The sequence below is a fragment of the Methylocystis sp. NC52PC genome (genome assembly GCF_055698645.1).
On the sequence record NZ_CP170127.1, the window covers coordinates 1,586,678 to 1,610,317 of the forward strand.

Genomic DNA, 23,640 nt, shown 5'->3' on the forward strand with positions numbered 1-23,640 from the left:
ACGGATGGAAACCCGCGCCAATTACGCCCTGATCGGCGCCTTCACGCTGGCCGTGATCTTCGCCGCCTTCGGCTTCGTCTACTGGTTCTCGGGGTCGGGCCAGAGCGGCAAGCAGGACATCTATCAGATTGTCTTCACCGGGTCGGTGTCGGGCCTCTCGCGCGGCTCCTCGGTCTTGTTCAACGGCGTCAAGGTCGGCGAGGTGACGCATCTCGCCATTTCGGCGACGGACCCGAGCAAGGTCGACGTTCTCGTCAAGATCAACGAACTCACGCCGGTGAAAACAGACACGCGCGCGAGGCTCGAGACGCGCGGCTTCACGGGGGTCGCCGACGTGCTGCTTGTCGGCGGCACGGAGAAAGCGGCGGCGCTCGTCGCGCAAAAAGGTCAGCGCTATCCGCAGATCCAGGCGGAGCGCTCGGAGATCCAGAACCTCCTCGGCAACGTCAACGAGCTCTCGACCAAGGCGGCGGAGGTTTTGGTCAAGCTCGACAGGCTGCTCGACGACAACAAGGACTCGATCCGCGGCACGCTCAAAAACGCCGAGGCTTTCACCAAGACGCTCGCCGACAACTCGGCGCAGATTTCGTCCTTCATCAAGGACGCGTCGGAGACGGCCCATGCGTTGAAGCCGGTCGCGGCGCGGCTCGACAAGTTTCTCGCCGCCGGGGAACAGACGATCAAGGCGATCGATCCCAAGCAGCTCAAGACCATCACCGGCAACATCGCCGGGGCCTCGGCCAATCTCAAGCATTTCTCCGCAAGCGGCCTGCGCCAATATGAGCAGCTCGCGGTCGACGCCAGAAAGGCGGTCGATACGCTCGATCAGGCGATCAAATCCATCGAGCGCGACCCGTCTCAATTCATCTGGGGCCCGTCGCAGCCGGCGACGCCGTCGGGCGGCCGTTGAAACGGCGCGTTTCACGCAGGAACGGCGGCCGCGCGCTGGTCTCGGCGACGCTGGGCCAGCCCTGAAATTTGCGCCCCCGAGGCGTTTGCTCAAGGGGGCTAGCGCGGCACACGGTCGGGTGCTAATCGAGCGCGGCAAGTACACGAACATTCGGCCGAGCCCGACGGAACGGGCGACGGCGCTGCGGTTAAAAGAGCTGCGCAAGCGCCGCCGGGAATTGAGGGAAGAGACGCGCGTCATGGTGAAGATGAGCTTCGACGACACCGCCACCCGATATGGCGCCGAACCCGGCGGCGGCGCGCCGACCAAGGTCAAGATCACCTTCGTCGATTCCACCGGCCAGGCCCGCACCGTCGAGGGCGAGGTCGGCTCGACGGTCATGGAGACCGCCCGCCGCAACGACATCCCGGAAATCGCCGCGGAATGCGGCGGCGCCTGCGCCTGCGCCACCTGCCATGTCTATGTCGATGAAAAGTGGACCGAGAAGGCCGGCAAGCCCTCGCAGATGGAAGAGGACATGCTCGACTTCGCCTTCGACGTGAAGCCCAACTCCCGCCTGTGCTGCCAGATCACCGTGCGGCCCGAACTCGACGGCCTCGTCGTCGTGACGCCCGCCCAGCAGGGCTAAAGGCGAGCGCGAGGGCGGCGCCACGCCGCAGCGCTTTGGTGTTGCATCGCCCGACGAATGCTATAGACGAACGTCACGAGGCGGCGGATCATGCGTCCGCCGGCCGGCTGGCCGCATCCGACGATCCTCCCCGCTTTCTCGGTCCGGCCCTTTTGATCGTCCAGGCGTCCCGCGTTGCAGGGCTGCGCGGCTCGCGCCGCCCGTGAGACATTGAGGATTTAGGACATGAACCAGCTGAACCCTCCCGCGATCGAAACCGATGTCGTCATCGTCGGGGCCGGGCCTGCCGGACTTTTCGCGGTGTTCGAACTGGGTCTGCTGGACATCAAATGTCATGTCATCGACATTCTGCCGCGCGCGGGCGGCCAATGCTCCGAGCTTTACCCCGAGAAGCCGATCTACGACATTCCCGGCCTGCCGATCGTCTCCGGCCAGGAGCTGACGGACAATCTGCTCAAGCAGATCGAGCCCTTCAATCCGACCTTCCATTTCAACGAAATGGTCGAGACGCTCACCTCGCTCGGCACGCCCGAGAAGCCGTCCTTCCGTCTCACGACCGACGCCGGCAAGGTCTTCCTCGCCAAGGTGGTGGTGATCGCGGCCGGCGGCGGCTCGTTCCAGCCCAAGAAGCCGCCGATCCCGACGATCGAGCAATATGAGGGCAAGTCCGTCTTCTACGCCGTCCGCCGCATGGAGGATTTCCGGGACAGGGACGTCGTCATCGTCGGCGGCGGCGATTCGGCGCTCGACTGGACCCTCAATCTGCAGCCGGTCGCCAAGAGCCTGACCCTCGTCCACCGCCGCGACGCCTTCCGCGCCGCGCCGCATTCCGTCTCGGCGATGCAGGACCTCGTGAAAGAAGGCAAGATTTCCTTCCGGCTCGGCCAGATCACCACGGTCGAGGGCGCCGACGGCCAGCTCTCCAGCGTGACGCTGAAGGGCAATGACGGCGTCGAGGAAAAGCTCTCCTGCCACCGCATGATGCCCTTCTTCGGCCTCACCATGAAACTCGGCCCCGTCGCCGAATGGGGCCTCCAGCTCAACGAGAATCTCATCCCGGTCGACACCGAGAAATTCGAGACGAGCCACCCCGGCATCTTCGCCGTGGGCGACATCAATTATTATCCGGGCAAGCTCAAGCTCATTCTCTCGGGCTTCCACGAGGGCGCGCTGGCGGCGCAGAAGGCGCACCGCTACATCTATCCCGAGAAGAAGCTGCTGTTCCAATACACGACCTCGTCGACCAATCTGCAGAAGAAGCTCGGAGTGTCCTGACGCCCGTGGACGTTGCGGTCCAATCGCTCGATTTGCGGGGCGCCGCCCCGGAGCACTGGCCGCGGCTCGCCGCCTTGCTGAACGAAGAGGAGCGCGCGCGGGCGGGGCGCTTCGCCTTCGAGGAAGACCGTCAGGCCTATATCGGCGCCCATGCGCTGCTGCGCGCGGAACTGTCCCGACGCGCGGGCGGGGCGCCGCAGGACTGGCGCTTTGCGGCGGCCGAGCGCGGCAAGCCTTTCCTCGTCGATCCGCCGCAGGATCTGCGTTTCAGCATGACCCATACGCGCGGCATGGTCGCCGTGGCGCTGGCCGAGGGGGTCGAGATCGGCGTCGACGTCGAGCCCGCCCATCGGCGCGCCGAAAGCATGAAGCTTGCGGAGCGATTCTTCGCCCCGGAAGAAGCCGCCTTGCTGCGCGCGCTCGAGGGCGAGGCCCGGCGCGACGCCTTTTTTGCGATCTGGACGCTCAAGGAAGCGGTTGTGAAGGCGACCGGCGAGGGGCTTTCCCGCCCGCTCAACAGTTTCGTCATTTCGCTCGATCCGCCGGGCGTGACGATGCGCGACGTCGCCGCCGGGGACGATTGGCGCCTCGCGCATTGGCGGCGCGGCGCGCATCATTTCGCGCTCGCGGGCCGCTGCGCCGACTGGCGTCCGAGCCTCTCCGAGACGAACATCGCGACGCTGCTCGGCGAGCCCGTCGCTCTCTCCCCGGGCGCGGCGACAGGGTTGGGATGAAGGTCCGGGCCGCTCGGTTCAGAACGGCAGGTTGAAGACGCGCGAGGGAACGAGCGCGCCCTCGACGACTTCGCCGAAGGCGACAGGCGCGCCGCCGCAGGCGGCGTAGACCACCCCCCCGTGCGGCGCGTCGCGGCCGCGCAGGATCACCGAGCCGCCGCGCCGCAGGCGTGCGGCCGTGTCGCGATCGACGACGACGCAAGGCAGTTCCGACAGGCCCGCCTCGACCGAAAGCAGCGCGTCGGCGGCCATGCCCTGCGTCTCGATTTCGTCCAGCGTGAAGGAGTCCTCTTCCAGAAAGGGCCCGACCCGCGTGCGCCTCAACGCGGTGACGTGGCCGTAGCACGTCAGCAGTCGGCCGAGATCGCGGGCGATGGCGCGCACATAAGCGCCCTTGCCGCATTCCATGACGAAGACCGTCTCCTCGGCAGAAAACGACTCGATCGTCAGCGCATGGATGGTCACCGCACGCGCCTTCAACTCCACCTGCGCGCCGCCGCGGGCGAGGTCATAGGCGCGTTCGCCGGCGATCTTGATCGCCGAGAACTGCGGCGGCGTCTGCAGGATGTCGCCGATGAACTGCGGCAGCAGCCGCTCGATGTCGGCGCGCTCCGGCCGCTTCTCGCTCACGCGCGCGATCTCGCCGTCGGAATCGTCCGTATTGGTTTCGGCGCCCCAGCGCACGGTGAAGCGATAGGCCTTTTCGCCGTCCTGAACGAAGGGCACGGTCTTGGTCGCTTCGCCGAAGGCCACCGGCAGAATGCCAGACGCGAGCGGATCGAGCGTGCCGGCGTGGCCGGCCTTCTGGGCGTTGTAGATGCGCTTGAGGCGAGAGACGGCCTGGGTCGAGGTCATCCCGACAGGCTTGTCGAGCACCACCCAGCCGTCGACGACGGCGCGATTGGATTTTTTCTGACTCATTGTCTCTCAGGCGTTGTCCGGCGCGTCGTCATCCTCGGCTTCGAGGTCGCGCTTCACGCGTTCGGAAGCGAGGATCGCGTCGATGCGCGAGACCGTGTCGAAACTGTCGTCGATGCGGAAACGGATTTCCGGCGCGAATTTGAGATTGACTTCATGCGCGATCTCGCCGCGCAGAAATTTCTTGTGGCGGTCGAGCGCCGCCAACACATCCGGCTCGTCTTTGCCGCCGAGCGGCATCACATAGATGGTCGCGAGTTTGAGGTCGGGGCTCATCTTCACCCGCGAGACGGTGACGACATGCTTGTCCAGCACCGGATCGCTGACGTCGCCGCGCGACAGCAGCTGCGCGACGGCGTGGCGCACGAGTTCGCCGACCCGCAACATGCGCTGCGACGGCGCGGAGCCGGCTGAATGATGGGATCGAGACATAAGGCAACTACGCTGTTGGCAACACGTCGCGCCCGCGCTCGACGCGGGCGTTCCCGTTTCGATGGTTTAAACTCGAGAGGCGCCGCATCGGCGCTCGCAGCTTCCCGCCGCCCGGCGTCGCTGGCCGGGACGAGCCCGGCCAAGACGCAAGGAAGCGGGGGTCAAAGCGTCCGCTTGATTTCCTCGACGCGGTAGCACTCGATGACGTCGCCCGCGCGCATGTCCTGGTAGTTCTCGAAGGCCATGCCGCATTCCTGGCCGGCGACGACCTCCTTGACCTCGTCCTTGAAGCGCTTGAGCGTCGAGAGCTTGCCCTCGTGCACCACGACATTGTCGCGGATGAGGCGGACATTCGCGCCGCGCTCGACCGTGCCGTCGGTGACGCGGCAGCCTGCGACCTTGCCGACCTTGGAAATGTCGAAGACCTCGAGGATCTGCGCATTGCCGAGCATGGTCTCGCGCAACGTCGGCGCGAGCAGGCCCGACATGGCCGCCTTCACGTCATCCACGAGATTGTAGATGATGTTGTAATAGCGAATCTCGATGCCGGCGCGTTCGGCCGCCTCGCGCGCTTCCTTATGGGCGCGCACGTTGAAGCCGATGACCGCCGCATGCGAGGCTTCGGCCAGCGCAATATCGGATTCCGAGATGCCGCCGACGCCGGCGTGCACCACGCGGGCGCCGACTTCGTCCGTGCCGAGCTTCTCCAGCGCCGCGGCGATCGCCTCGACCGAGCCCTGAACGTCGCCCTTGATGACGAGCGGGAACTCCTTGCGGCCCGCGGTCTTGAGCTGGCTCATCATGTCCGAGAGCGTGCCACGCGCCGAACCGCCGCGGGCGGCGAGCTTGTCGCGCTTCAGGCGCTCGCGATATTCGGTGATCTCGCGGGCGCGCGCCTCGGACTCGACGACCGCGACGCGGTCGCCCGCCTCGGGCGTGCCGTTGAAGCCGAGAATCTCGACGGGGAAGCTCGGTCCCGCCTCCTGCCGCGTCGCGCCCTTGTCGTCCAGGAGCGCGCGGACGCGGCCCCATTGCGTGCCCGCGACGATGATGTCGCCGACATGCAGCGTGCCGCGCTGGACCAGCATGGTGGCGACCGGGCCGCGGCCCTTGTCGAGGCGCGCCTCGATCACCGTGCCCTCGGCGGCGCGGTCGGCGTTGGCCTTGAGGTCGAGCACTTCGGCCTGCAGCGAGATGGCGTCGAGCAGCTTGTCGAGATTGGTCTTCTGCTTGGCGGAGACGTCGACTTCGAGCGTCTCGCCGCCCATGCTTTCGACCTGCACCTCGTATTGCAGCAGCTCCGTGCGCACGCGCTCGGGCTTGGCGTCCGGCTTGTCGATCTTGTTGATCGCAACGATCAGCGGCACGCCCGCGGCGCGGGCGTGATTGATCGCCTCGATCGTCTGCGGCATGACGCCGTCGTCGGCCGCGACGACCAGAACGACGATGTCCGTCACCTTGGCGCCGCGGGCGCGCATGGCGGTGAAGGCCGCGTGGCCGGGCGTGTCGATGAAGGTGATCGGCTGTCCGCCGGGCGAGGTCACCTGATAGGCGCCGATGTGCTGGGTGATGCCGCCCGCTTCGCCGGCCACGACATTGGCCTGGCGGATCGCGTCGAGCAGCGAGGTCTTGCCGTGGTCGACGTGGCCCATAATGGTGACGACCGGCGGACGCGGCTCGAGATCGCCCTCGACGTCCGGCGTGTCGAAGAGGCCCTCCTCGACATCCGACTCGGCGACGCGCTTGACCGTGTGGCCCATCTCCTCGGCGACGAGCTGCGCCGTGTCGGCGTCGATGACGTCGTTGATCTTGTGCATCTCGCCCTGCTTCATCAGCAGGCGGATGACGTCGACGGCGCGCTCCGACATGCGGTTGGCGAGTTCCTGGATCGTGATCGTCTCGGGCAGCACGACCTCGCGCGAAATCTTTTCCTTCTGCTCCACCTGGCCGCGGAAAAGGCGCTGCTGGCGGCGCTTGAAGGAGGCGACGGAACGCGTGCGCTCCTCACCCTCGTCGCTCGTCGCGGTGGTGACGGTGAGACGGCCGCGATTCTTCATCTCGCCGGCGCGCGGGGGCGTGGGGCGCGGCGGCGCGGGCGGCGCGCCGATGGTGCGCACGGGCGGCCGTTTGGCCGGCCCCTCGGCCTGCGGCGCGCGGCCAGCTGGCCCGGCGGCTCTGGGGGGCGCGGCCGCGGGCCTGGCGGCGGCGGCCGGGCTCGGAACGCTTGGCTCCTGCGGCAGGCGGCGGCGCGCTTCTTCCTCGGCCTTGCGTTTCGATTCGGCTTCGCGTGCGAGGCGATCCTCTTCCTCGCGCTTGCGCGCTTCGGCGGCGACGCGTTCGGCGCGCTCGCGCTCCTCGCGTTCGGCGCGAACCCTTGCCTCGGCCTCGGCGTGGCGGCGCTCTTCCTCCTCGCGGGAGCGGGCGTCGACCAGCGCGCGGGCGCGGGCCTCGCGCTCTTCGTCGGTCAGCGCGCGCAACACGACGCCGGAGCCGCTGCGCGGCGCTGGCGCGGGACGTTCAGGCCTCGGAGCGGGCGAAGGCGGCGCGACGGCGGGCGACGCCGGCTGGGCGGGCGCAGTCGCAGCCTTGGGCGCTTCATGGCCAGGCGCGCGGCGCTTGACCTTCTCGACCACGACCACCTTCTGGCGGCCATGGGAGAAGCTCTGGCGCACCGTGCCCTGCTCGCCGGCCGGCCGCTGCTTCAGATGCAGCGTCTTCGACGGCGCGACGGTCAGGGTTTTGTCGCTATTCTCGCTCTCACTCATCCAGCTTCCGATCCTCGGCCGCTTCCGACCCGCTTGAATTCATCGCCTCGTCCGCACGCCCCTCGGCGTCCGGCTGCCCATCCCGCATCGCCTGCGCCACAAGGGGCGCGCCGTCGAGCGCCACGCCCCGGTAAGCCGCCAGTCGGCGGCAGCGCGCCAGAAAACCCGCGCTCGGCCCGCCGGGGGCGAGCGCAGCATGTATCACATTTGTGCGCCCTAAAGCCAAATCCAATTGGCTCGAGGTAAATAAGCCGACGATGGGCAAAACGCCATCGTTTTCCTGTTTTCCCGCGCTCGCCCGGCGCGCGCCCTGACGCAGCTTGCGCTTGCCGTCGGCGCCGCCGTCGGCCGCTTCAACCAGAATCGCGGCCCCGCCTTTCGCCAATAAATCCTCGACCTTGTTGAAACCCGCGGTCACCACGCCCGCCTTATTGGCCAGGGCGAGCATCTGCAGACAATCGGCCTCGAGCAGCCGGTCCACGTCCTGGACGAGTTCGGGCGGCGTCTCCACCTGCTCCTTCAGTCCGCGCGCGAACATGCGCTTTTTTGCCGCCTCGGCGACGAGCGCCGCCCGGGCGCCGACCCAGACGCCGCGGCCGGGCAGACGAGCGCGAATATCCGGCGCGACGACGCCGTCGGGGCCGCGCACGAAGCGGATCAGCCCCTCCGGCGGCTCGCGCCGCCGCGTGACGATGCAGGTCCGCTCGCTCTCGCGCTCATTCGCCGCCACGGCCGTCACCGTCCTATTCGCCCTCCGCCGCGGTCGCTTCGGCCGCTTCGGATTCCTCGGCCGCCGGCGCCTCGATCCAGCCGGCGCGCACGCGCGCGGCCATGATCATCGCCTCGGCCTCTTCGCGCGACAGGTCGATCCCGTCGAAAAAGCCCGCGTGCTTGGTGGTCTCGCCATCCTTCTTTTCGGTCCATCCGACGAGATCGTCGGGCACGCAGCCGGCGAAATCCTCGATGGTCTTCACGTCGTTCTCGCCCAGCTTGACCATCATGGCGCTGGTGAGGCCTTCGATCTCGCGCAATTCGTCGGAAACGCCGAGCGCCACGCGGCGCGCTTCGTTCTCCGCCTCGAGCCGCTCGAGATAATTGCGGGCGCGGGCCTGAATCTCGCCGGCGGTCTCCTCGTCGAAGCCTTCGATCGAGGCGAGTTCCGGTAGCTCGACATAGGCGAGCTCCTCGACGGAGCGGAAGCCTTCCGAGGCCAGCAGGCGGCCCACGACCTCGTCGACGTCGATCGCGCTCATGAAGACGCGGGTGCGCTCCTCGAATTCGCGCTGACGGCGCTCGGATTCCTCGGCCTCCGTCAGAATGTCGATGTCCCAGCCGGTAAGCTGCGAGGCCAGACGCACGTTCTGGCCGCGCCGGCCGATGGCGAGCGACAGCTGATCGTCCGGCACCACCACTTCGATGCGGGAGGAGTCTTCGTCCAAAACCACCTTCACCACTTCAGCGGGCTGCAGCGCGTTGACGATGAAGGTCGCGGCGTCCGCGGACCAGGGGATGATGTCGATGCGTTCGCCCTGCAGTTCCTGCACGACCGCCTGCACGCGCGACCCGCGCATGCCGACGCAGGCGCCGACGGGGTCGATTGAGGAATCGCGCGAGATGACGGCGATCTTGGCGCGCGAGCCCGGATCGCGGGCGACCGACTTCACCTCGATCACGCCGTCGTAGATTTCCGGCACTTCCTGCCTGAACAGTTTCGCCATGAACTGCGGATGGGTGCGCGACAGGAAGATCTGGGGGCCGCGCTGCTCGCGGCGCACGTCGTAGACATAGGCGCGCACGCGATCGCCGGGGCGGAACATTTCGCGCGGGATCATCTCGTCGCGGCGGATGACGCCCTCGCCGCGGCCGAGATCGATGATCACATTGCCGTATTCGACGCGCTTGACCACGCCGTTGACGATCTCGCCGATCCGGTCCTTGTATTCTTCATACTGGCGGTCGCGCTCCGCCTCGCGCACCTTCTGCACGATGATCTGCTTCGCCGATTGCGCGGCGATGCGGCCGAAGTCGAAGGGCGGCAGGGTTTCGGAAATCCAGTCGCCGGACAGCGCCGCCGGATTGCGCTTGCGCGCGTCCTCGATCGAAATCTGCGTCGCGTCGTTTTCGACCTTGTCGACGACGAGCAGCAGGCGCGAGAAGCGGACTTCGCCGGTGCGCGGATTGATCTCGGCGCGCACCTCCGTTTCCTGGCCGTAGCGCGAGCGCGCCGCCTTCTGCAGCGCGTCCTCCATGGAGGCGATCACAATGTTGCGGTCGATCGACTTTTCGCGCGCGACGGCGTCGGCAATCTGCAAAATCTCGAGTCTGTTGGCGCTGACGGCCATGGCTCAGTCTCCCTGAGAGCGGGGGGCGCGGGGCTTCGCGGGCCCCGGACCTTTCTTGAAGTGCGTCTGCACGCCGGCGGGGACCAGCGGCTTGGCTTTGCCTTTCTGCGGACCGCGGAAACGGCCCGGCCCCCGGCGCGGGCGTTCTGCTTCGTCTTCGCCCGGGACCTCCTCGTCCTCGGCGGCCTGCTGAAGCTTGCCGGCGCGCAGCGACTCGCGGATGAGCGCCTCGGTGAGCATCAGCTTGCCTTCGTCGAGGTCGGCGAGCGGCAGCACGACGAGCTTCTCTTCATCCGAGCGCGCATCGGTGCGCTCGAGCGACAGCTTGGCGCCGCGGCCTTCGCCCTCGACGCCCCGAATGAGGCCGCGGAAGCGCTTGCGCCCGGATTCGAGCGGATGCGTGAGCTCGATGCGCGCCTCATGGCCGATGGCGCGGGCGAAATCCGAGACGCGGACGAGCGGGCGGTCGACGCCGGGAGAGGAAACCTCCAGCCGATATTCGTTTGTAATGACGTCGGCGACGTCGAGTTCCGGCGACAGCGCCTGGCTCGCCGCCTCGCAATCGTCGATGGTCATGGTCCCGTCCGGACGCTCGGCCATGATCTGCAGGGTCTGGCCGTTCTGCTGCATGAGCCTGACGCGCACCAGGCGGAAGCCCAGCTGCGCGAGCACCGGCTCGGCCAGATGCGCCACGCGCGCGGCGACGCCCGTCTCGCCGACGAGGCGGGGCTCGTCCAGGGCGGCGTCGATGGGGGCGGCGTTTTCGGTCAAGCTTCGGTCCTGCGGTTCGGGTGAGCCAAACAAAAAAGAGCGGGTCCCCGGCGGGGCCCCACTCTCAACGGCGACCACCCTGGATGATCGTTATGAGATGGAATTTGACGCCTTATACACCAGAGGGGCGGGGGAGGGCAAGGAAAAGCGGCGACGTAGGGTCGCGGCGCAGGCCCCAGAAGAACGCGCCATCGCCCCTCGCGCTTCGAAACGCCGCCTTCGGCGGCTCCTCGGCAAGAGGGGCTTTTCATTCCTTTAATTAGACGCTTATGCCTCATCCCCGACCTGCGCCTCAGACTCGCGGCCGCGACCCTTTCCCCTTTAGCCTGTCACTGCCCGATGAACTTGAAGGGCTCGGCGGGCGCGAATTTATCCGACACCTCGTCGGCGAGGATGGGATGCCCCTTGAGATCGAGCTTCATGGGCTTCGCGCCGGCGTCGAGCTTCAGCTTGTCGAGATCGACCCAGAAGATCGAGGGGCTGTACGACGATTCGAAATAATAGCGCTTGGCCCTGGAGTCCGAGACCGTGCGCCAGATCGTCGAGGCGATGTTGGGCTCTTTGGGGTCGCTGATGCCGAGCGGGACGGAGACGGCGCGGATCAGCGAGAAGACGGTGGCGGTTGCGAGCCGCGGGTCCTTTTCCTTCGGCGCGGCGTAAAGATTCCAGCTGACGCGCGCAAAACGGTCCGAGGCGCGCGCCGTGCCGGGGAGGAATTCCAGCCCGCCGACCGTATTCCAATAGGCGGTGATCGCGAGCTGATGATCGTAGGACGGCGAATTGGTCATGACCCGATATTGCGGCCCGTGATGAATGACGAGCTTGCCGCCGAGATATTCGAAAATGGCGCTGTCGCCGGCGGCGTCGGCGAGCGAAAGATGGCCGGCGGCCTTTTTTCCCCCCGGCAGGTCCGGCGCGACGAGAACGAAAGGCTCCTTCTTCAGCGCCGTCACCGCGTCGGCGACCGTCGCGAAATTGTCGAGCGCATATTGCGCCCAGGCGCCGATGGAGAGCTTCGGCTTCCTGGAGGCCGCGGCGTCGCCGTAATCGGCTTCGACGAGATAGAGCACATTGGCGACGAGCCCGGCGTCGTTGATTCCATCGACCGTGGCGAGATTGTAGAAGGAGCTGATCACCGAACCGTGCTTGGCGGACCATTTGATCGAGCCCGGCCCCGCGGAGCCGTCCCGGCTCATGCCGCGCGGAAAGGCCCAGAGATCGGTGGCGGGATCCACCATCCAGTCCATGGTGCGTCCGACGATATAGGACCCATCGCCGGTGTCGTACACGATGCGCGTGCAGGCCTGCGCCGCGACGTCGGAAAGAGCCAATGACGTTCCCAAAAGCAGGCTGAAAATGCTTTTCTTCATGACAATCCTCATTCATGAAAGGTTGGCGCGTTCATTGTTACAACCCGCCACAGAGGATGGCCACGCCTAAGTCGTTTCACGCGCGTTTGATCTTGCCCGCGAAAACGCGTCCTATCCTCCCTGCGCGATTCCCGCGCCTTTTCGCACAACGCCAGATGACCCGACCGCCCAAAATTCTCGTTTTCGACTCCGGCCTCGGGGGCCTCACGGTTTTTTCCGAGATCATCAAGCTGCGGCCGGGGGCCGATTACGTCTATTGCGCCGACGACGCGGGATTTCCCTATGGCTCCTGGAAGGAGGGGGATCTCGTGCAGCGGGTCAGGGCGGTAATGGAGACGCTCATCGCCGGCCATGCGCCCGATCTTGTCGTCATCGCCTGCAACACCGCCTCGACGCTGGTGCTTCCCGATCTGCGCGACCACTGGCCGCAACTCCCCTTCGTCGGCACGGTGCCGGCGATCAAACCCGCGGCGGAGCGCTCGCGGTCGCATCTCATTTCGGTGCTCGGCACGCCCGGCACGGTGGCGCGCGATTATACGCAAAATCTCATCGCGCAATTCGCCGCGCATTGCCGCGTGACGCTCGTCGGCTCGGGGACGCTGGCGCGCATCGCCGAAAGCCAGATGCAGGGGCAGGGAGTCTGTGACGAAGACATCGCCGCGGAGATTGCGCCCTGCTTCGTCCAATCGGATGGACGGCGGACCGACGCGGTCGTTCTCGCCTGCACCCACTATCCGCTGCTCGTCGACGATTTTCGGCGGCTCGCGCCCTGGCCGGTGGACTGGATCGATCCGGCCCCCGCCATCGCCCGGCGCGCGGACCAGGTGCTGCGCGAGCGCGGTTTCGACGAGCCTTTCGCGGGAACGGGTCAGGCGCGCGCGGTTTTCACCAGCGGCAAGACGCCGGACGCGCAGCTGCGCGCGACGCTCGCCCGCTTCGGGCTCGTCGCAGGGTGATCGACGCGCGGCCCTGTGGCCGCTCAGCGCGGGGCCTGCTCCAGATGCGCGAGCGCGGCTTTCGCATGTCGGGTGGCGGCCGTCGCCCGGTTCTTCTCGCCTTGCTTGATCGCCTGTTTCAAATGCACGATCCCGGCGCGGACATGGCGGTTGGATTTTTCCTTCTGCGCCGCCTCGGCGTGTTCGAGCGCCTGTTTGGCGTGGTCCGTCAACCCATCCGCCTTGCCGTCGAGGCCCTGGCCGACGGCCTCGCGCGCGTGGGAGATCGCCTCGGCGACGTGGTTTTCCTGAGCGACTGAAAGGCCCGGGCGCGCAAGGAGCGCAGCGCCCATGAGCGCCATCAAAGTCCTGCGATTCATGTCATTCTCCCAAACGGACGAGCGAGCGGCCTCCTCGCAGAAGGGAGATAGTCAGCGGTCGAGGGCGGGCAATCCCGCCGAGACTCAAGGTTTCGGCTTGTCCGTCAGCGTTTCCAGGAAAGCGACCAATGCGTCTATGTCCTTTTCGGAGAGGCGCGGCTTCTCGCCGAGCTTGCGGTCATAGGGCGCTTCGTCAGTATTGACGTTCCCGCGATAATCCGCCGGCAGATCGTCGAATTTCTCGGCCTTGCCGTACCAGCGCTTCGGATCGGTGTCGCGCGTCGCGTAGAAGGCGACGACGTCGCGCAGCTTCGTGAAGACGCCATTGTGCAGATAGGGGCCGGTGACGGCGATATTGCGCAGGGTCGGCACTTTGAAAGCGCCGCAGACGCTTGCGACGTCGAAGCCCGCGGGCGCGAACTTGTCGAGGCCGGGGCGCTTGCACAGCCCGAGATCGGGCGTCGTCGCCGTCGCGGCGATCGCCGCATTCTTCGGACCGCCGAGCGCGTCGTAAGTGAAGTCGGTGAAGAGCCAGTCCTGCGGCGCGCGCGACTCTTCCGCGCCGGCGTGGCAGGCGAGGCAATTGCCTTTCTTGGGGTCCTTGAAGAGCGCGAAGCCCTTCTTTTCGAGCGGCGTCAATTCCGCCTTGCCGCGCAGAAAATCGTCGAATTTCGACGCGAAAGGATGGAAGCGCGGGCTCGATTCATAGGCGACGACGGCCTGGGCGAGCTTTTCGAAGGCGGCGTCGGGCTCATCGAAGAGCTTGTCGCCATAGACCTCGCGGGCGAGCGGCGCATAGACGCCGTCGCGGATCGTCTCCACGGCGAAGCGCTTGGAAGGCGCGTTCATTTCGAGGGGGTCGAGCAGCGGGCCTTCGAATTGCGCGAGCAGGTCGCTCGCCCTTCCGTCGAGGAACTGTCCGCCCGCGGGAATCTTCTCGACCTTGCCCGTCTCTTCGTTCTTTTCGTCGATGAAGCCGAAGGGCGGCGCGAAGGAGGCGTACATGATCGAAGGCGTATTGCGCTTGCCGAGCGACTCGGGCTTCGAGCCGCGCGCCACGGCGGGGACGGGCGACCCGTTGGCGCCCTGAAAGGCGGTCGCGGCGTCGTGACAGGAGGCGCAGGCGACCCCGGCCGGGCGCGACAGCGACTTATCCTCGAAAATGCGCTTGCCCAGCCGCTCCAGCGGCGTGAGCCCCCCCTCGTCGGACGCCGTCTGCGGCGCTTCCAGCGCGAGGGCGTTGGAGGCGAGCAGGGTCAGGACAAGCGATAAAACGAGACGCGCCGGGCGTGCAGTCTGGGGCATAAGCCGCTCATTTCTCAACCTTAAACGCCGCTTGCGGCGGTTGAGCCCGAATTTACGGAGCGGCAAGCCTCAAGGTCAATTTGACTTTCTTACATTCCTTCCAGGGAAGGCGCTGCCCATTGTCGCAGTAAGCGCGAGAGGTTCAGCGCCCGGCAAATGCTGCGCAGAGGCGTTTTCAGCCTATCGGCCGAAAGGCCAGCCGCCCGAGGCGAGCGCAGAGCCAAACCACACCATGAAGAGACCCACGAGGATCATCGCCAGCCATTTCGGCGCCTTGGCGAGCGCCTCGATCACCTTGGGCAGGGCGCCCAGAACCTTGGCGAGCGTATCCTCGGCCTTGACCATCCCCGCGCCTCGCTCCGCGCCGACCTTTAGCGCGGCGGCGACGACGCCGATGAAAATGAGCACAACGCCAAGAAACGCAATGAGATATCCGAGAAAAACCATGGGGAGCGCTCCCAGCTGAAAATGTCTCACTCTTCCCCGGAAACGGGCGCCGCGCAAGAGCGGCGTCAGAGAAGGGCTCCGTCGCCGCTGCGCGCCGGCCCAGCGGACAGCGATCAGAGCGCGAAGAGCGCCCGCGCCGGTTCCGACAGCAGCGCAACCCCCTTGCCGAGGCCCCCCAGCATCGCGCCGCGCATGTCTTGCGGCAGGAACACGCAGTCGGGGTCGGGTTCTTCAAGATAGCGCACCAGAGTCGCGGCGAGTTCGGTCTGTTCCGCGGCCGTCAGATCCCTTTGGGTCAGCTCCCACATCTCAGGAAACCGGCCGGGCGCTTGTCGGCCGCAGCCGATCTCCTGCAGTACTGCGATCATCCTGACCCGCGCCTGCCAGAGCCGGTCGAGCCGGGGTTGGTCCGGCTTCCCCAGCCGACGGTCGACGTCGTCCATCATGTCGAGATGAGCGACCAAGATCGTCGACGCTTCGTCGTAGAATTGCTGGCTGGGGCTGAAGGCGCGGAGTTCCTGCAGCATGTTTTGGACGCGCGCGTCGCAAGGCGGATAGGCGGCTGAGAAGCGTGCGCCAGAGCGTTCCAGCGCGGCGATGATCCTCACCGCCAGCACGGCGCCGGCAAAGGCGGTTCTGACCCCGACAAGCTGGCTCGCCGGCTGGGCGTAGAAGCCCAGCCCGAGCATGTCCGCGCTCGTCTCCTCATTGGCGAGACGCGGTTTGGTGAGGCCCAGATTGAAACAGGCGTGCGCCAATTCGTGCGCGATCATGAACAGTTCGGCCGAGGAGGCCAGATCCTCGGCGATCGCGAGTATCTGCGGCGCAACCGGGAAGCGCGCATGTTCGATCGGCCCCTTCTTGCGCCAGAGGTCGATCAGCGTCGGTTGGCAATGGCGCCGCCACATTTTGAATACGTCCGCAATGAGCGCGACCGCCTCTTCGACGGATGTGGCCTGGGGCGTCGTCGGAGCGCCATTGCTGGTGAACGTCGCCACGCCGCTCATCGCGCGCGTCACTGCATAAACGAAGTGCATCATCCCGCTCGTGACGATGATGGCGTTGCTGCCGTCCTCGAAGCGCGCCGTTTCCGCGTCGGGGTCAGGCCGGCCCACTTCGCCGATTGCGACGAATCCGCTGTCGATCCGCGCCCGGAAATTCTCGGGCAGATTGGGTCGAAGCACGGCGGCGAGCGCCTGAACCCGGTCGGCGCCGCTCGCATTCGACGGGAAGGTCGGCGGACGCTCGGCCTTGAGGCGCTGCAGTTGGACTTCCGCGAGAGTCGCCATCGCGTCGTTTCCTCGCCGCCGCAGGCGGGCGGGCGTCCAGACCTGCCGGCCAGTCAGAGCTTATGCAGTCTCCCGCCATCGCTGGCGCTTGGCAAGGCCTGGGCTGGATCAACCCGCCCGGGCCTGCGGCGCCGTCGGCTCGATCAGCCCTTCGAGACCCGCCGCCGGCGTCGTCGGCTCGGTCATGAATTGCGCCGCCGCCAGCGTCGCGAAGCGGCCGCCTTTGGCGACGAGGGCGTCGAAGGAGCCGGCTTCGACGATCTCGCCCTGGTCGAAGACCAGAATGTGATCGGCGTTGCGCACGGTGGCGAGGCGATGGGCGATGACGAAGGTGGTGCGGCCCCGGGTCGCCGCCTCCAGCGCCTTCTGGATCTGGCGCTCGGTCGTGGCGTCGAGGGCGGAGGTCGCTTCGTCGAAGACGAGGATCGGCGGGTCCTTGAGCAAAGCGCGGGCGATGGAGAGGCGCTGGCGTTCGCCGCCCGAGAGCGAGCGGCCGCGCTCGCCGACGAGCGTCTCGCGGCCGTCGCTCTGGCGCAGGACGAAATCGGAGGCCTGCGCCAGCTCCAGCGCCCGCGCAATGTCGGCGTCGGTCGCGTCGGGATCGCCGATGCGCAAATTCTCTTCGATCGTGCGGGCGAAAAGCATCGGCTCCTGAAAAACCACGCCGATGTTGCGACGTAGCGACACCAGCGTGAAAGCGCGGATGTCGACGCCGTCGATCGTCACGGCGCCCTCGTCCGGGTCGAAGACGCGATGCAGCAGGCCGAGCGTGGTCGACTTGCCCGACCCCGTCGCGCCGACGAGCGCGATGGTCTGGCCGGGCTTGGCCTTGAAGCTCACGTTCTTCACGGCCTTGCGGCGCCCGTCATACGAATAAGTGACGTTCTCGAAGGCGACCGCTCCCGCGAGGCGGCCGGCGTCGCGCGCGTCGGGCCGGTCGGCGACGGAAGGCTGCGTATCGAGCACGGCGAAGAACTCGGCGATCTTCGCCGACTGCTGAAACAGCACATTGACGAAGCCGACGACCTGCTCCAGCCGGCCGATGAGCATGGTGGCGAAATTGGTGAAGGTGACGATCTCGCCGATCGACGCCTGGCCATGGAGATGCAGCCAGGTCCCGAGCAGGAAGATCGACAGGATGGTCAGCGTCGCCGAGGCGCGGCTCGCCACCGCGACGAGCGCCCACCAGGACAAGACCGGCATTTGCGCGGCGAGCAGATCATCGATGATGCGCTTGAGCGCATGGGACTCGCTCTCGATGCGCGTGAAGCTCTGAACGACGGGGATATTGCCGAGCGCGTCGGAGGCGCGTTCGGCGAGAGAGGAGTTGTGGCGCTCGACCGCGCCCTGCAGGGCCTCGGTGCGGCGCAGCACATAGCTCGTCGCGACATAAAAGACGGCGACGAGCAGCATCAGCAAGCCGCCCAATCGCCAATTGAGAAGGAGCGTCGCCGGCAAGAGAATGAAGAGCGCGACGAAGGAGGCGCAGTTCTCGCGAAAGAAGGACAGCCACAGGCCGAACATGGCCGAGGACCCTTCGAGCATCGTCCTCAGCAGCCGTCCGGAATGGACGCCGGTGTGGTAGGTCAGCGGCAGATTGAGCACATGCTCGAAATAATCCGACAGAACCGCGAGCCGGCGTCGATGGGCGAGGCGGTCGGCGTTGAGGCTGACGAGAATGGCGCCGCCGATCGAAAACAGCCCGAAGCCCGCCCACGCCAGAAGCAGCGGCAGAAGATCGCTCCAGGTCAGGGTCTGTCCCGGCGCCTGGGCTTGGGTCATCCGGTCGATGATCCGCCCGAACAGCGTCGGCTCGGCGAATTGTGCGATGGCGAGAGAGAGATTGGCGGCGACGAGAATGAGCGACAGCCGCGCCTGCGGGCGCAAGAGGCCGAGAACCCGCCCATAGATCTTGAGGACCGACATCGCTCTTGTCCGCCGTTGCGCCCGACGAAAGGCGCTTACAGGCGTAGGCGGCGCCGCGCAAGAACTTTGCGGACGCCGCGGAACTTCGCCGGGCCCGGATGGTTACGATGCGGCCACGTTTTAAGGCGGAACCCGGTTCTTTCGCCACATAGATGAAGCTTCGAAAGGAACGCCAATGCCGGTCGAGGGCGTGTCCTCTGATTTGCAGCAGGTCGATGCGCCGCCGCCCGCCGCGGCGCGCCCCGCCGCGACGGGCGGCGTCCCGGTGCGTCTGAACGTCAATGGCTTGCCCTACTCGGTCACGCTCGATCCCCGCACGTCGTTGCTCGATCTGTTGCGCGAGCATCTCGATCTCACCGGAACGAAGAAGGGCTGCGATCAGGGCCAGTGCGGCGCCTGCACCGTGCTGGTCGACGGGCGGCGCATCAATTCCTGCCTCACTTTCGCGGTGATGCTCGACGGGGCGGAGGTCACGACGATCGAGGGTCTTGCGACGAATGGCGCACTGCATCCCGTGCAGCAGGCCTTCATCGACCATGACGCCTTTCAATGCGGCTACTGTACGCCCGGACAGATCTGCTCGGCCGTGGGGTTGCTCGCGGAGGGCAGGGCCAAGACCGCCGACGACATTCGCGAACTGATGAGCGGCAACATCTGCCGCTGCGGCGCCTATCCCCATATCGTCGCGGCGATCGAAGACGTGATGAGGCGATCGTGATCCCCTTCCGCTACGCGCGCTCGACCGACGTGGCGGACGCCGTCCGGTTGATCGCCGCCGATCCAACCGCGAAATTCGTCGCCGGCGGCACCAATCTCATCGATCTCATGAAGATGGACGTCGAACGACCGACGACCGTCATCGACATTACGCGGCTGCCGTTGAAGCAGGTCGAGAACACGCCCGGCGGGGGCCTGCGGATCGGGGCGCTCGTCCCCAATACCGATCTTGCCTGCCATCCGCTCATCGAGCAACGCTATCCGGTCCTCGCCAGCGCCATCCTGTCGGGCGCGTCGCAACAATTGCGCAATATGGCGTCGACGGGCGGCAACCTCCTGCAACGCACGCGCTGCCATTATTTCTACGACACGGCGACGCCCTGCAACAAGCGCGCGCCGGGAAGCGGCTGTTCGGCGATCGGCGGGCAAAATCGCATGCATGCGATTCTCGGCGCCAGCGACGCCTGCATCGCCACGCACCCATCCGACATGTGCGTGGCGCTCGCGCTGTTGGAGGCGACTGTGCGCGTCGCGAGCCTGTCTGGAGACCGGGCGATCCCGTTCGCCGATTTCCACCGCCTGCCGGGCGATGCGCCGGAGCGCGACTCGACCCTCGAGCCAGGCGAGATCATCACCGGCGTAGAGTTGCCCCCAAAAGGCTTCCCGACGCACTACACTTATCTGAAAATCCGCGACCGGCTCTCCTACGCTTTCGCATTGGTCTCGGTGGCGGTCGGGCTCGAACTCGACGGCGGCGTCGTCGTGGAGGGACGTATGGCGCTGGGCGGCGTCGCCCACAAGCCCTGGCGCGATCCGGAAGCCGAAAGGGCCCTGCGGGGCCAACCCGCCGACGCGGCCGTCTTCGCGCGCGCGGCGGACGTGTTGCTGCGCGGCGCCAAAGGCTACGGGCGCAACGACTTCAAGCTCGATCTCGCGCGCCGTTGCATCCTGCGCGCGCTGAGCCAGGCCGCACGCGGCGCGCCGCAATCGCAGTCGTCCAAGAGAATCAGCTGAGCACCCCATGACCCATTACATCGGCGCCCCCACATCCCGTGTCGACGGCTTCGCGAAAGTGACGGGGGCTGCAAAATATGCGGCGGAATTCGACGCGCCGGGGCTGGCCTACGGCGGCGTGGCGACGTCGACGATCGCGAAGGGCCGCATCCTGCGCATCGATTGCGAAGCCGCCTTGCGCGTCGCCGGCGTCATCGCGGTTTTCACGCACGAAAACCGGCCGCGCCTGCCGGACGACGACGAGGCCTATAAAGACGCCACGTCGCCTGAGGGCGCGCCGTTCCGGCCGCTTTTCGACGACCGGATCATGTTCGATCGCCAGCCGATCGCGCTCGTCGTCGCCGAAACGGCCGAGATTGCGCGCTTTGCGGCTTCATTGATCGTGGTGGACTATGAAAGCGAGCCGCATCGGACGGATATGTTTCGCGACCTCGCGGCCGCCATTCCGCTAAAGGCGCCGTCGGACTCGTCGCAAGACGCCCATTTCACCCCGCCAAAGAAGCGCGGCCGGCCCGACGAGGCGCTCGCCGCTGCGGCGACCCGCCACGCCGGGGACTACTTTGTCCCGATCGAGCATCACAACCCGATGGAGCTTTTCGCCTCGACAGTCGTTTACGAGGGCGACGGCAGGCTCACCGTCTATGACAAGACGCAAGGCGTCCAGAACGTCCAGCAATACTTGTGCAAGGTGTTCGAGATGCGGCCGGAAGACCTGCGCGTCGTCTCGCCCTTCGTGGGCGGCGCGTTCGGCTCGGGCCTGCGCCCGCAGTTTCAGGTCATGCTGGCGGTCCTCGCGGCGCGCGCGCTGCGACGGTCGGTCCGGGTCGCGTTGACGCGGCAACAAATGTATGTGCTGGGCTACCGCCCCGCCATGCGCCAAAGCGTCGAGCTGGGCGCAAACGCCGACGGAACTCTCGCCGCCATCGCCCATGACGCGCTGACGATCACCTCGACATACGAGGATTTCTACCGGCAAGAAACAGCCTGGTCGGGCCTGCTGTACAAATGCCCGAATGCGAAATACGCGCATCGGCTCGCGCGGCTGGATCTTCCGACCCCTTGCGACATGCGCGCGCCCAGCGCGCCGACGGCGTTGTTCGCGCTCGAATCCGCCATGGACGAACTTGCCGTCGCGCTCGAGATCGATCCGCTCGAGCTGCGCTTGCGGTGCTACTCCGATCGCGATCAGAATAACGATCGACCGTTCAGCAGCAAGGCGCTGCGCGAATGCTACCGCCAGGGAGCCGAAGCCTTTGGCTGGGAGAAGCGCAATCGGGAACCGCGTTCGATGCGGGACGACGGCGAGCTGATCGGCTGGGGCATGGCGACCGGCATGTGGGAGGCGCTGCAGATGCCAATCGCCGTGCGCATCGCGCTCGGCGCGAACGGCCATGCAGAAGTCGCCTGCGCAACCTCCGACATCGGCACCGGAACCTATACCATCATGGCGCAGGTCGCGGCCGACATGCTTGGGTCGCCTCTCGACAGCGTCAGCGTGAAGCTCGGGGATTCGAGCCTCCCCCAATCGCCTGTCGAGGGCGGTTCGTGGATCGCCGCCTCGGTGTCGAACGGCATTGCGACGACGGCGGGCGCCATCCGCGCGGAACTGTTGCGGCTTGCGAAGCGGATGCCGGACTCGCCATTTGCGACGGCGGCGGACAGCGAGGTTGCGCTGATCGACGGCAAGCTCGTGACGACGGGCGAGCCGTCGCATTCGGCCCTGATCGCTGACATCATGCGCCACAGCGGCGTCGACCGCGTCGAGCAGGAAAAAGCCACCGAGCCCCGCGATGACGCGGCGCGCGCGCATAACACGCACTCGGCGATTTTTGTGGAGGTGAGAGTCGACGAGCAGCTTGGCGTCATCCGCGTCACGCGGGTCGTCAGCGCGATCGCCGCCGGGCGCATCTTGAACGCGAAGACCGCGAAGAGCCAGATATCGGGCAGCGTAGTCTGGGGGATCGGCATGGCGTTGCACGAGGAGACGCTGATCGATCACAGATTTGGCCGCATCATGAACGCCAACATCGCCGAGTATCACGTGCCGGTGAACGCCGATATCCGCGACATAGACGTCATCTTCGTAGAGGAAGCGCATGACGCCAATCCGCTCGGGATCAAGGGCGTCGGCGAGATTGGCGTTGTCGGCGTCGCCGCCGCGATCGCCAACGCGGTCTACCACGCGACGGGAAAGCGCGTGCGCGACTTGCCGATCACGCTAGATAAACTGCGGCTTTGAAGCTCTCGCGCGCGGCGCTACTTCTCGCGCTCGGCCGTCTCGACCTGCTTTTCGATGCGCCGGCTTTCAATAGGTGATGATGATTGTTCCAGTAAACGCCGATGTAGATAAAGCTGAGCGCGTAGCTCGAAAACGCCGGCCACAGCGCAACGAGCGCCCTGACGTCTTCTCCGTTCGGAACTTTCAGCTCCAGCGCATGATGGTGATGACGATCGCCGAGACGCCGTCACTGACGGCTTCCAGCCTGTTCGTTCCCATCGGGTTCTCGCTTGCGCGGAGAGCGGCGCAGCCGTCCCACGCCGATAAGAGATGACCGCAGACCAAATTGAAGCGGCCGGCAGGATTTGACTTATTCGTCTTCGCCGAAGCGATTGGCGACGAGCGCGTCGAGGGCGTCGAGCGCTTCTCTGGCCTGGGGGCCGCTGGCGGTCACGGTGATCGTCGAGCCCTGGCCGGCGCCCAGCGTCAGAATGCCCATGATCGAGCTGCCGCCGACCGTCTCGCCGTCCTTGGCGACGGTGATCTCGGCGTCGAACTTCTCGCAGCACTGGACGAATTTGGCGGTGGCGCGGGCGTGCAGGCCCTTGCGATTGATAATCGGAAGTTCGCGGGAAACGGCCGTGTCGGCCCCCCGCTCCTGCGCTTCGGTCATCGTGAAATCACTTCGGGTTGAGAACGCGGCTGGCGATATAGACATACTTTCGCCCGGCGTCCTGAGCCTGGAGCACCGCCTGCTCGAGCGTAGCCGTATCCCGCACCGACGCCAACTTGATCAGCATCGGCAGATTCACCCCGGCGAGAACTTCGACCTTGCCGCCGTTCATCACCGAAATGGCCAGATTGGAAGGGGTGCCGCCGAACATGTCGGTGAGCAGCACCACGCCGTCGCCGCTGTCGGCCTTGTGGATCGCTTCGAGAATGTCGGCCCGGCGGCGCTCCATGTCGTCTTCTGGTCCGATGGAAATGGAGACAAGCTGCTTCTGCGGCCCGACGACGTGTTCGAGCGCGGAGCGAAACTCCGTGGCGAGGTGGCCATGGGTCACCAAGACCATTCCGATCATCAGACCCTACCACTCATGAAGACGTCTCGCGCTGCGCGAAGCGGTTCTGTTGCTCATCCCGCCGCGGCTTTTCGCCCCCGACGGCAGCATATACAAGCTGAGCCGACCCGCCCATGCCTATTTTATCGGGCGCTCGCCAGGGCCGACATTTTGTGCGTCGCCGCGAAATTGGCAAGCAAAAA

Annotated in this window: 23 protein-coding genes; 8 read left to right on the forward strand and 15 right to left on the reverse strand. The window is 66.4% G+C overall.

Annotation, left to right across the window (positions count from 1 at the left end):
* Positions 1-4 precede the first annotated feature (4 nt).
* The 4 genes from ACETII_RS09570 (at position 5) to ACETII_RS09585 (ending at position 3,547) form a co-directional block, all read left to right on the forward strand.
* Positions 5-910 carry an MlaD family protein gene (locus ACETII_RS09570; protein WP_363350990.1) on the forward strand — a complete coding sequence of 302 codons (906 nt, stop codon included), beginning with the start codon at positions 5-7 and terminating at the stop codon, positions 908-910.
* A gap of 238 nt (positions 911-1,148) precedes the next feature.
* Positions 1,149-1,538, forward strand: a complete 390-nt coding sequence (locus tag ACETII_RS09575) for a 2Fe-2S iron-sulfur cluster-binding protein (protein ID WP_363350992.1) — start codon at positions 1,149-1,151, stop codon at positions 1,536-1,538.
* Between the two features lie 225 nt (positions 1,539-1,763).
* Positions 1,764-2,813 carry an NAD(P)/FAD-dependent oxidoreductase gene (locus ACETII_RS09580; RefSeq protein ID WP_363350994.1) on the forward strand — a complete coding sequence of 350 codons (1,050 nt, stop codon included), beginning with the start codon at positions 1,764-1,766 and terminating at the stop codon, positions 2,811-2,813.
* A gap of 5 nt (positions 2,814-2,818) precedes the next feature.
* Positions 2,819-3,547, forward strand: a complete 729-nt coding sequence (locus ACETII_RS09585) for a 4'-phosphopantetheinyl transferase family protein (RefSeq protein WP_363350996.1) — start codon at positions 2,819-2,821, stop codon at positions 3,545-3,547.
* An 18-nt stretch (positions 3,548-3,565) separates the two neighbouring features.
* Here ACETII_RS09585 and truB read toward each other — a convergent pair whose 3' ends face one another.
* From truB to ACETII_RS09620, 7 genes are all read right to left on the reverse strand, one after another.
* Positions 3,566-4,468 (reverse strand): tRNA pseudouridine(55) synthase TruB, encoded by a 903-nt coding sequence (gene truB, locus ACETII_RS09590; protein WP_472787882.1) that lies wholly within the window; start codon positions 4,466-4,468, stop codon positions 3,566-3,568.
* Positions 4,469-4,474: 6 nt separating this feature from the next.
* Positions 4,475-4,897: a 30S ribosome-binding factor RbfA gene (rbfA, locus tag ACETII_RS09595; RefSeq protein ID WP_472787883.1), complete on the reverse strand. Its 423-nt coding sequence runs from the start codon at positions 4,895-4,897 to the stop codon at positions 4,475-4,477.
* A 161-nt stretch (positions 4,898-5,058) separates the two neighbouring features.
* The gene (gene infB / locus ACETII_RS09600) at positions 5,059-7,662 is read right to left on the reverse strand and encodes a translation initiation factor IF-2 (RefSeq protein ID WP_363351002.1); all 2,604 of its coding nucleotides are present in this window, start codon (positions 7,660-7,662) and stop codon (positions 5,059-5,061) included.
* Positions 7,655-8,401 carry an RNA-binding protein gene (locus ACETII_RS09605; protein WP_363351004.1) on the reverse strand — a complete coding sequence of 249 codons (747 nt, stop codon included), beginning with the start codon at positions 8,399-8,401 and terminating at the stop codon, positions 7,655-7,657. Before ACETII_RS09605 ends, infB begins: the two co-directional genes overlap by 8 nt.
* 4 nt (positions 8,402-8,405) lie before the next feature.
* Positions 8,406-10,004 carry a transcription termination factor NusA gene (nusA, locus tag ACETII_RS09610; protein ID WP_472787884.1) on the reverse strand — a complete coding sequence of 533 codons (1,599 nt, stop codon included), beginning with the start codon at positions 10,002-10,004 and terminating at the stop codon, positions 8,406-8,408.
* A 3-nt stretch (positions 10,005-10,007) separates the two neighbouring features.
* Positions 10,008-10,775: a ribosome maturation factor RimP gene (rimP, locus tag ACETII_RS09615; RefSeq protein WP_472787885.1), complete on the reverse strand. Its 768-nt coding sequence runs from the start codon at positions 10,773-10,775 to the stop codon at positions 10,008-10,010.
* A 329-nt stretch (positions 10,776-11,104) separates the two neighbouring features.
* Complete coding sequence (locus tag ACETII_RS09620; protein ID WP_363351010.1) at positions 11,105-12,145, reverse strand: linear amide C-N hydrolase; 1,041 nt, start codon at positions 12,143-12,145, stop codon at positions 11,105-11,107.
* A gap of 155 nt (positions 12,146-12,300) precedes the next feature.
* On the opposite strand from ACETII_RS09620, the gene murI reads away from it, so the two are divergent.
* Positions 12,301-13,101, forward strand: a complete 801-nt coding sequence (murI, locus tag ACETII_RS09625; protein ID WP_363351012.1) for a glutamate racemase — start codon at positions 12,301-12,303, stop codon at positions 13,099-13,101.
* A gap of 23 nt (positions 13,102-13,124) precedes the next feature.
* Here the strand turns inward: murI and smbP are convergent, their stop codons facing one another.
* The 5 genes from smbP to ACETII_RS09650 form a co-directional block, all read right to left on the reverse strand.
* Complete coding sequence (smbP, locus tag ACETII_RS09630; protein ID WP_363351014.1) at positions 13,125-13,460, reverse strand: small metal-binding protein SmbP; 336 nt, start codon at positions 13,458-13,460, stop codon at positions 13,125-13,127.
* Positions 13,461-13,544: 84 nt separating this feature from the next.
* A complete protein-coding gene (locus ACETII_RS09635) occupies positions 13,545-14,765 on the reverse strand; it encodes a cytochrome-c peroxidase (protein WP_472787886.1) in 1,221 nt (406 codons plus the stop codon).
* 180 nt (positions 14,766-14,945) lie between these two features.
* The gene (locus ACETII_RS09640; RefSeq protein WP_472787887.1) at positions 14,946-15,212 is read right to left on the reverse strand and encodes a hypothetical protein; all 267 of its coding nucleotides are present in this window, start codon (positions 15,210-15,212) and stop codon (positions 14,946-14,948) included.
* 113 nt (positions 15,213-15,325) lie between these two features.
* On the reverse strand, positions 15,326-16,501 hold the full coding sequence (locus tag ACETII_RS09645; protein WP_472787888.1) for a hypothetical protein: 1,176 nt from the start codon (positions 16,499-16,501) through the stop codon (positions 15,326-15,328).
* A 108-nt stretch (positions 16,502-16,609) separates the two neighbouring features.
* Positions 16,610-18,427 (reverse strand): glucan ABC transporter ATP-binding protein/ permease, encoded by a 1,818-nt coding sequence (locus tag ACETII_RS09650; protein WP_363351022.1) that lies wholly within the window; start codon positions 18,425-18,427, stop codon positions 16,610-16,612.
* A 175-nt stretch (positions 18,428-18,602) separates the two neighbouring features.
* Between ACETII_RS09650 and ACETII_RS09655 the strand changes: the two genes are divergently transcribed.
* From ACETII_RS09655 to ACETII_RS09665, 3 genes are read left to right on the forward strand one after another with little or no spacing between them, the layout of a single operon-like run.
* Positions 18,603-19,145: a (2Fe-2S)-binding protein gene (locus ACETII_RS09655; RefSeq protein WP_363351024.1), complete on the forward strand. Its 543-nt coding sequence runs from the start codon at positions 18,603-18,605 to the stop codon at positions 19,143-19,145.
* Entirely contained in the window at positions 19,142-20,158 is a 1,017-nt protein-coding gene (locus ACETII_RS09660) for an FAD binding domain-containing protein (RefSeq protein ID WP_472787889.1), read from the forward strand. Before ACETII_RS09655 ends, ACETII_RS09660 begins: the two co-directional genes overlap by 4 nt.
* A gap of 7 nt (positions 20,159-20,165) precedes the next feature.
* Positions 20,166-22,397, forward strand: a complete 2,232-nt coding sequence (locus ACETII_RS09665; protein ID WP_472787890.1) for a xanthine dehydrogenase family protein molybdopterin-binding subunit — start codon at positions 20,166-20,168, stop codon at positions 22,395-22,397.
* On the opposite strand, the gene ACETII_RS09670 is transcribed toward ACETII_RS09665, so the two are convergent.
* From ACETII_RS09670 to ACETII_RS09680, 3 genes are all read right to left on the reverse strand, one after another.
* Positions 22,372-22,590: a TMEM175 family protein gene (locus ACETII_RS09670; RefSeq protein ID WP_472788145.1), complete on the reverse strand. Its 219-nt coding sequence runs from the start codon at positions 22,588-22,590 to the stop codon at positions 22,372-22,374. The two genes, ACETII_RS09665 and ACETII_RS09670, sit on opposite strands and share 26 nt — an antisense overlap.
* Before the next feature lie 156 nt (positions 22,591-22,746).
* Positions 22,747-23,049 (reverse strand): HPr family phosphocarrier protein, encoded by a 303-nt coding sequence (locus tag ACETII_RS09675; protein ID WP_363351030.1) that lies wholly within the window; start codon positions 23,047-23,049, stop codon positions 22,747-22,749.
* A 7-nt stretch (positions 23,050-23,056) separates the two neighbouring features.
* Positions 23,057-23,458 (reverse strand): PTS sugar transporter subunit IIA, encoded by a 402-nt coding sequence (locus ACETII_RS09680; RefSeq protein ID WP_363351032.1) that lies wholly within the window; start codon positions 23,456-23,458, stop codon positions 23,057-23,059.
* Positions 23,459-23,640 lie beyond the last annotated feature (182 nt).

Excerpts from the sequence above, each read along its gene's own strand:
- ACETII_RS09570 (WP_363350990.1), top strand. The coding sequence starts at position 5 with ATGGAAACCCGCGCCAATTACGCCCTGATCGGCGCCTTCACGCTGGCC.
- ACETII_RS09575 (WP_363350992.1), top strand. The coding sequence starts at position 1,149 with ATGGTGAAGATGAGCTTCGACGACACCGCCACCCGATATGGCGCCGAA.
- ACETII_RS09580 (WP_363350994.1), top strand. The coding sequence starts at position 1,764 with ATGAACCAGCTGAACCCTCCCGCGATCGAAACCGATGTCGTCATCGTC.
- truB (WP_472787882.1), bottom strand. The coding sequence starts at position 4,468 with ATGAGTCAGAAAAAATCCAATCGCGCCGTCGTCGACGGCTGGGTGGTG.
- rbfA (WP_472787883.1), bottom strand. The coding sequence starts at position 4,897 with ATGTCTCGATCCCATCATTCAGCCGGCTCCGCGCCGTCGCAGCGCATG.
- infB (WP_363351002.1), bottom strand. The coding sequence starts at position 7,662 with ATGAGTGAGAGCGAGAATAGCGACAAAACCCTGACCGTCGCGCCGTCG.
- nusA (WP_472787884.1), bottom strand. The coding sequence starts at position 10,004 with ATGGCCGTCAGCGCCAACAGACTCGAGATTTTGCAGATTGCCGACGCC.
- ACETII_RS09620 (WP_363351010.1), bottom strand. The coding sequence starts at position 12,145 with ATGAAGAAAAGCATTTTCAGCCTGCTTTTGGGAACGTCATTGGCTCTT.
- murI (WP_363351012.1), top strand. The coding sequence starts at position 12,301 with ATGACCCGACCGCCCAAAATTCTCGTTTTCGACTCCGGCCTCGGGGGC.
- smbP (WP_363351014.1), bottom strand. The coding sequence starts at position 13,460 with ATGAATCGCAGGACTTTGATGGCGCTCATGGGCGCTGCGCTCCTTGCG.
- ACETII_RS09635 (WP_472787886.1), bottom strand. The coding sequence starts at position 14,765 with ATGCCCCAGACTGCACGCCCGGCGCGTCTCGTTTTATCGCTTGTCCTG.
- ACETII_RS09640 (WP_472787887.1), bottom strand. The coding sequence starts at position 15,212 with ATGGTTTTTCTCGGATATCTCATTGCGTTTCTTGGCGTTGTGCTCATT.
- ACETII_RS09645 (WP_472787888.1), bottom strand. The coding sequence starts at position 16,501 with ATGGCGACTCTCGCGGAAGTCCAACTGCAGCGCCTCAAGGCCGAGCGT.
- ACETII_RS09650 (WP_363351022.1), bottom strand. The coding sequence starts at position 18,427 with ATGTCGGTCCTCAAGATCTATGGGCGGGTTCTCGGCCTCTTGCGCCCG.
- ACETII_RS09655 (WP_363351024.1), top strand. The coding sequence starts at position 18,603 with ATGCCGGTCGAGGGCGTGTCCTCTGATTTGCAGCAGGTCGATGCGCCG.
- ACETII_RS09665 (WP_472787890.1), top strand. The coding sequence starts at position 20,166 with ATGACCCATTACATCGGCGCCCCCACATCCCGTGTCGACGGCTTCGCG.
- ACETII_RS09675 (WP_363351030.1), bottom strand. The coding sequence starts at position 23,049 with ATGACCGAAGCGCAGGAGCGGGGGGCCGACACGGCCGTTTCCCGCGAA.
- ACETII_RS09680 (WP_363351032.1), bottom strand. The coding sequence starts at position 23,458 with ATGATCGGAATGGTCTTGGTGACCCATGGCCACCTCGCCACGGAGTTT.